The 6345-nt window shown below is 66.2% G+C and carries 5 protein-coding genes; all 5 read left to right on the top strand.

Annotation, left to right across the window (positions count from 1 at the left end; genetic code table 11):
• Nucleotides 1-1039: tetratricopeptide repeat protein (locus GJ695_RS29145; RefSeq protein WP_154370579.1), on the top strand; the 1039-nt coding region annotated here is incomplete at its 5' end.
• 5 nt (nucleotides 1040-1044) lie between these two features.
• Nucleotides 1045-2748, top strand: coding sequence for a GspE/PulE family protein (locus tag GJ695_RS29140; protein WP_154370578.1), 1704 nt, complete (start codon nucleotides 1045-1047; stop codon nucleotides 2746-2748).
• Entirely contained in the window at nucleotides 2748-3950 is a 1203-nt protein-coding gene (locus GJ695_RS29135) for a type II secretion system F family protein (protein ID WP_154370577.1), read from the top strand. The genes GJ695_RS29140 and GJ695_RS29135 overlap by 1 nt, the downstream gene beginning before the upstream one ends.
• A gap of 7 nt (nucleotides 3951-3957) precedes the next feature.
• Nucleotides 3958-5532 (top strand): hypothetical protein, encoded by a 1575-nt coding sequence (locus GJ695_RS29130; protein WP_166455377.1) that lies wholly within the window; start codon nucleotides 3958-3960, stop codon nucleotides 5530-5532.
• Nucleotides 5529-6218 (top strand): hypothetical protein, encoded by a 690-nt coding sequence (locus tag GJ695_RS29125; protein ID WP_154370576.1) that lies wholly within the window; start codon nucleotides 5529-5531, stop codon nucleotides 6216-6218. Before GJ695_RS29130 ends, GJ695_RS29125 begins: the two co-directional genes overlap by 4 nt.
• The last annotated feature ends 127 nt before the right edge of the window (nucleotides 6219-6345 follow it).

The raw sequence follows: 6345 nt of genomic DNA, 5'->3' as shown, positions 1-6345 counted from the left end.
CCCTGCCGAACCGACCGGCTTCGACCCTGAACGCCTGCGCCTGATCGGCCTGATCGCCGTGCTGGTGCTGCTGGTCGGCGGTTTCGGCATCTATTACTGGATGGCCCTGACCGGCCCCGGCGCCGGCGCCAGCCTGCCGCCGGTGCCGATGCCGCCCGCAGGGGCCACCGGCGCCAGTGGCGCCACGCTTGGCGCCGGCCAGATCATCGCCGCCAACAGCGCCAATCCCGGCAGCGACAACACCGCGTCCGACGCCGGCAACGATCCCCTGCTCGCCCCCGCAACCGGCAGCAGCGCCAGCCAGCAAGACCTGGAACGCCGCCTGACCCGCACCGAACAGGAGCTGGCCGCCGCCCAGCAAGCCATCCAGGCCGCCGCCGCGCCGCGCGCCGAGCAGATGCCGGTGCTGGCCGCGCCAAGAAACGACGACATCCGCGTCACCCGCGTGGTGCAGCCGGCGCCGGTCTCGCCCACGCTGGACAGCGCCTATCAGGCCTTCAACAGCGGCGACACCGCCGGCGCGCAACAGCAGTACGACGCCGCCCTCGCCCAGGACGCCAACAACCGCGACGCCCTGCTCGGCGCCGCCCACGTCGCCGCGCGCCAGAACCAGAAGGACAAGGCCGCCGGCTACTACCTGCGCCTGCTGGAACTGTCACCCAACGACGCCGACGCCACGGCCGGCCTGATCGGCCTGCGCCAGGGCGACATCAGCCAGAGCGAGGCGCGCCTGAAAGCCATCCTGGCCAGCAATCCGGACGCGGCCTCCATCCAGTTCGCCCTCGGCAACCTGTACGCGCAACAGGGCCGCTGGCCGGACGCCCAGCAGGCCTACTTCCGCGCTGTCGGCGCCGCGCCGGACAATCCGGACTATGTCTACAACCTGGCCATCGGCCTGGACCGGCTGAACCAGGGCAAGCTGGCCCTGACCTACTACCAGCGCGCGCTGGCGCTGGGGCAGGACAAGGCCGTCGGCTTCGACCGCAACGCGCTGCGCAAGCGCATGCATGAACTGAGCACCGGCATCGTCGCGCACTGAATCACATGGCAGAACAACCCAAACTCCCACTCGGCAAACTGCTGATCCAGAAAGGCGTCATCAGCGAAGACCAGTTGCGCATCGCGCTGATCGAGCAAAAACGCAGCAACGAGCCGTTGGGCAAACTGTTGATCACACTGGGCTTCGTCACCGAAGCCACGGTGCGCGAGGCGCTGTCGGAAAACCTCAACACGCAAAGCGCGGACCTCAACAGCCTGGTGGTGGACGCCATCGCCCTCAAGCTGATTCCCAAGGACGTGGCCAAGCGCTACCGCGTCTTCCCGATCGTCTACGAGCGCGCCACGGACAACCTGATCCTGGCCATGTCCGACACCAGCAACATCGTCGCGCTCGACCAGATCAGCGCCATGCTGGTGAAAGGCATCACCATCACGCCGCTGCTGGTCAACGAATCCGACATCCAGCGCGCCATCGACCAGTACTACGGCTTCGAACTGTCGATCGACGGCATCCTGCACGAAATCGAAACCGGCGAAGTCAATTACGCCAGCCTGGGCACCACCTCGGACGAATACAGCCAGCCGATGGTGCGCCTGATCGACGCCATCCTGGCCGACGCGGTGCAGAACGGCGCCTCCGACCTGCACTTCGAGCCGGAGCAATCGTTCCTGCGCATCCGCTACCGCATCGACGGCATCCTGCGCCAGATCCGCAGCCTGCACAAATCCTACTGGCCGGCGATGGCCGTGCGCCTCAAGGTCATGTCGACCATGAACATCGCCGAGACCCGCGCGCCGCAGGACGGCCGCATCTCGATCAAGTTCTCCGGCCGCCAGATCGACTTCCGCGCCTCAGCGCAGCCGACCACGCACGGCGAAAACTTCGTGCTGCGCGTGCTCGACCGCCAGAAAGGCATCGTGCCGCTGGACGGCCTGGGCCTCGGCGAGAACGAACTCAATCTGCTCAAGCTGATGATCGCCCGCCCCGACGGCGTGATCCTGGTGACCGGACCGACCGGCTCCGGCAAGACCACCACGCTGTATTCGATCCTGAACCACATCAACACCGAAAGCGTCAACATCATGACGCTGGAAGACCCGGTCGAATACCCGATGAACATGATCCGCCAGACGTCGGTGAACGAATCGGCCAAGATGGGCTTCGCCGAAGGCATCCGCTCGATGATGCGGCAAGACCCGGACGTGATTCTGGTCGGCGAGATCCGCGACAAGGAGACCGCCGAAATGGCCTTCTCCGCCGCCATGACCGGCCACCAGGTGTATTCGACGCTGCACACCAACTCCGCCATCGGCGCCATACCGCGCCTGCTCGACATCGGCGTGCTGGCCGATATCATGGCCGGCAACATCATCGGCATCATCGCCCAGCGCCTGGTGCGCAAGCTGTGCACCAGCTGCCGCGAAGCGCATGTGGCCGACGAGGTGGAACGCAAGCTGCTCGCCATTCCGGACAGCGCCGGCCCGCAGACGCTGTACCACGCGGTGGGCTGCGACAAATGCGATCACCAAGGCTACAAGGGCCGCATCGCCATCATCGAACTGCTGAAGATGACGCCGGCGCTGGACGAACTGGTGGCGCGCCGCGTCTCCACCCGCGAACTGAAAACGGCGGCCGCCGCCGGCGGCTATCACAGCCTGATCGACGACGGCCTGCGCCGCGTGCTGGAAGGCGTGACCACGCTGGAGGAAGTCGGCCGCGTGGTGGACCTGACGGAAAGGCTGAGCTGATGCCGCAGTATCTCTACCGCGCGATGGACGCCACCGGCCAGATCTCGCCGGGGAATATGGACGCCGCCAACGAGCCGGACCTGGAGCTGCGCCTGCACCGCATGGGACTGGACCTGATCGACTGCCGCGTCTCGCGCGCGAAAGTCATCGCCATCAAGCGCGTCATCACGCGCAAGGATCTGATCAACTTCTGCTTCCACATGGAGCAGATGACCGGCGCCGGCGTGCCGATCCTCGAAGGCCTGAACGATCTGCGCGAAAGCATCGACCATCCGCGCTTCCGCGAAATGATCACGGGCCTGATCGAGAATATCGAGGGCGGCAAGCAGCTGTCGGCGGCGCTGGCCGAGTATCCGGAAGTGTTCGACCTGACGTTTACCAGCCTGATTACCGCCGGCGAGCAAAGCGGCAAGCTGACGGAGGTCTTCAAGAATCTGTCGGAAACGCTGAAGTGGCAGGACGAGCTGGCGTCGCAGACCAAGAAGATCATCATGTACCCGGCCGCCGTCGGCCTGTTCGTCACCGCCGTGATGTTCTTCCTGATGATCTACCTGGTGCCGCAGCTGACCTCCTTCGTCAAGAACATGGGCAACACGCTGCCGCTGCACACCAAGGCGCTGATCTTCGTCTCCAACATCTTCATCGATTACTGGTACGTGATGGTGGCGCTGCCGGTCATCGGCTTCTTCGCCGGCCGCGCATGGCTGGCCAACAGCGAACAGGCGCGCTATACGGCGGACGGCTTCAAGCTGCGCATCTGGCTCATCGGGCCGGTGCTGCACAAGATTATCCTGGCGCGCTTCGCCACCTTCTTTGCCATGATGTACGCGTCGGGCATCACCATCCTCGAATGCATCCGCCTGTCCGAAGGCATCGTCGGCAACCGCGTGGTGGCGGCCGGCCTGCGCCGCGCCGCGCAGCAGATCTCCGAAGGCCAGGGCATCACGGCGGCGTTCCAGAACACCGGCATCTTCCCGCCGCTGGTGATCCGCATGCTCAAGGTGGGCGAATCGACCGGCGCACTGGATGGCGCGCTGCATAACGTCAGCTACTTCTACAACCGCGAGGTGAAGGAGATGATCGAGAAGGTGCAGTCCATGATCGAACCGGCCATCACCGTGGTGCTGGGCGTGATGGTGGGCTGGATCATGCTGTCGGTGATGGGACCGATCTACGACACGATCAGCAAGATCAGGACCTGAGGCCATCGTGTTCACCAAACATTTATTTTATCTGACCAGCGAACAGCTGTGCGCCTACGAATGGCAAGGCGGCCGCCTGACCGGCGGCGCATGCTTTGTCAACAACCGTGGCGGCGTCGATGACTTCATGGACTACATCGACAGCCACCATCCGGGTTCGCCCGCCTATCTGCTGGCCGACCTGATCGAGGAAGACTTCCAGCGCGTGACGCTGCCGCACGTGCGCGGCGGCGCCGCCCGCCAGCTGCTGCAACGCCGCCTGACGCAGCAATACCGCGAAACGCCGTTCCGCCACCACGAGGTGCAGGGCCGCGAAACCGGCGGCCGCCGCGACGACATCGTGCTGCTGTCGGCGCTGACCAATCCATCGTCGGTGCAGCCGTGGGTGGAAGCGCTGGAGCAGTTGCGGATGCCGCTGGCCGGCCTGTATTCCACCACGCTGCTGTGCGAAGCGCTGGTACGCAAGCTGCGCCTGAACGACGCGCACCTGCTGCTGGTGACGCAGCAATCGGCCGGCTGGCGCCAGAGCTACTTCCAGAAAGGCATGCTGAAGTTCTCGCGCCTGACGCCGGCCATCGACCGTGACGGCAATCCGGTCAACATCGGCGCGGAAACCGCCAAGACCCAGCAGTTCCTCACCAGCCAGCGCCTGATGGCGCGCGGCAATCCGCTGCAGGCGGTGGTGATCGTGCCGGCCGCCGACAGCGGCACGCTCGACGCCCAGTGCGAGGATGGCCCGGAAACCATCTTCCGCCTGATGACGCTGGAATCGGTGGCGGCCGGCACCGGCCTCAAAGCCGGCGACGACGATGTCGCGGACCTGGCCGGCCGCATGGCGGAGCCGATGCTGCTGGCCTTGCTGGCGCGCCGTCCGCCGGAGAGCCACTACACGCTGGGCACGTGGCAGCGCTACTTCAAGCTGTGGCGCGCGCGCGTCAACCTGTACGCGGTCAGCGCCGTCATGGCGATCTGCTGCGCCGGCTGGACCGGCGTCAACCTGTGGCAGGAACACCAGTCCAACCGCGACAGCATCCGCCTGGCCGCCGAAGCGGCGCACTTCGACCAGCAATACCGCGGCACCATGGCGGAGATTCCGCCGCGCGTGACCAGCACCGCCAATATGCGCGCGGCGGTGAACGTGGAACGCATGCTGGCGACGCAGTCGGCCACGCCGCTGGGCCTGTCCGCCGTGGTCAGCGAGGCGCTGGAAAGCACGCCGCAAATCCGCCTGCTGCAACTGGACTGGAAGGTCAGCGTGCCGTCCTCCAGCGCGCCGGCGCCGGGACAGGACGCCACGCAGGCGGCGCCGATTTCCTCGCTGGTGGCCGGGATTCCGGGCCGCGCGCCGCAGATCCTGATGCTGGAAGCGGAAATCATGACCGAGCAGGACGACTACCGCAACGCGGTCGACAGCATGACCCAGTTCGCCAAGGCGCTGGCGCGCCATCCGCACCTGACGGTGGAAGTCGAGAAGCCGCCGGTGGACACGCGCTCCTCGGTCAAGCTGGCCGGCAAGGCCGGCACCCAGGTGGCCGCGCCCGGCCACGCCCGATTCACCCTGAACCTGGTGTGGAAGCCATGAGCACGAATCCCGTCACCGGTAAAAAGAAAGCCGCGCCGGTCATCAAGCTGCCGTACTGGATCACCGAGTTCGCGCTGATCCGCACCGCCGTACTGACGCTGCTGGCGGCGCTGACCATTTCGCTGACCGGCGTGCTGTTGAGCGAATTGAAGAAGCATGAAGCCAACGACAGGCTGGAAGTGAGCCAGCGCGCGCGCGACGCCGCCTCGTCGCTGTACGCGCAGGTGGACAATGAAAAGCGCGACATCCGCAATTTCCAGCAGCGCTTTGTGGCCCTGCGCCAGCGCGGGCTGGTGGGCGACGAGCGGCGGCTGGAGTGGCTCGACGCGATCCGCCAGACGCAGGAGCAGCTCAAGCTGGCGCCGTTGAGCTACGAGATCGAACCGCAGCAGGCGGTGCAGCTGGAATCGCCGCTGGACCTGGGCGACTTCGAACTGCGCGGCAGCCGCATGCGCCTGCACATGGAACTGCTGCATGAACTGGACCTGTTCAATTTCTTCCAGACGCTGCGCCAGCGCAGCTACTTCGCGGTGCAGGATTGTTCGATCAAGCGGCTCGGCGTGGTGGCCGGCACACCCGGCGCCTCGACGCTGGGCGCCGACTGCACGCTGAACTGGATCACGCTGAACACCGCGCCCAAGGCGCCGCGCCTGGCCGCCATGCAGCCGGCGAAAGGCAGGCCATGATGCGCCGCGCTCCTGCCGCCCTGCTGCTCGCCGCGGCCATGACCGCGATGCAGGCCGCGCCACCGGCGCAGGCCCAGGTCACCCTGGGCCGCCTGTTCTCGACGCCGGCAGAACGCGCGGCCATGAA

It is taken from the genome of Duganella alba (assembly GCF_009674495.1).
GTDB classification, from domain to species: domain Bacteria; phylum Pseudomonadota; class Gammaproteobacteria; order Burkholderiales; family Burkholderiaceae_D; genus Rugamonas; species Rugamonas alba.
The sequence above is the reverse complement of the archived record's forward strand: the minus strand, read 5'-3'. Positions and strand labels throughout refer to the sequence as shown.